1 protein-coding gene and 1 tRNA gene are annotated in these 727 nt (G+C 33.8%); both read left to right on the top strand.

Annotated elements, in window-relative coordinates:
* Window positions 1-78 precede the first annotated feature (78 nt).
* On the top strand, window positions 79-528 hold the full coding sequence (locus AC1DRF_RS30845; protein WP_097825542.1) for a SprT family protein: 450 nt from the start codon (window positions 79-81) through the stop codon (window positions 526-528).
* Window positions 529-670: 142 nt separating this feature from the next.
* Window positions 671-727: transfer RNA gene (locus AC1DRF_RS30850), tRNA-Asn, on the top strand.

A 727-nucleotide genomic window follows, 5' to 3' on the forward strand; every position in this document is an offset into this window, starting at 1 on the left:
GGTAAATAGTGAGTATGTAATGAAGTGTATGCCCAAAGAGCTAGTCAGGTGATTTCATACAGTAGAGGAGTATATAAGATGAATGATAAGGATTTACAAATACTTGTAGAAGAAATTTCATTGAAGCTGTTTCACAAACCATTTCGTCATGAAGCCACTTTTAATCCTCGTTTACGTACGACAGGTGGAAGGTATTTATTACGTACATCTAATATAGAAGTAAACTACAAATACTTTGAACAATATGGCACACAAGAAATAGTAGCAATAATTAAACATGAGCTCTGTCACTATCATTTACATATTGAGGGGAAAGGGTATAAGCATGGAGATCAAGACTTTAAAAGCCTAATGAAAGAAGTAGGGGCCCCCCGATTTTGTCAGGCATTGAAAAAAGAAAGTGATGGAAAGAAAAAAGAGCACATATATGTATGTATGCAGTGCGAGCAAAAATATGTTCGAAAAAGAAAAGTGAACACGGTTAAATATGTTTGTGGAAAGTGTAAAGGTAAATTAAAAAAAATGTAGAAGATGCTTGACTAAAATAGATTGATTATGATAAATTAATAAAGCCGTCTCAAATAAACGGCAAATAAATTACAAAAACTTATTGACATTACATATAATGTCGATTACAATGTAAGAAGTCTGATAAATATTATTCCACAGTAGCTCAGTGGTAGAGCTATCGGCTGTTAACCGATCGGTCGTAGGTTCGAGTCCTACC

The organism is Priestia sp. P5_B4 (assembly GCF_056400385.1).

Excerpts from the sequence above, each read along its gene's own strand:
- AC1DRF_RS30845 (WP_097825542.1), top strand. The coding sequence starts at position 79 with ATGAATGATAAGGATTTACAAATACTTGTAGAAGAAATTTCATTGAAG.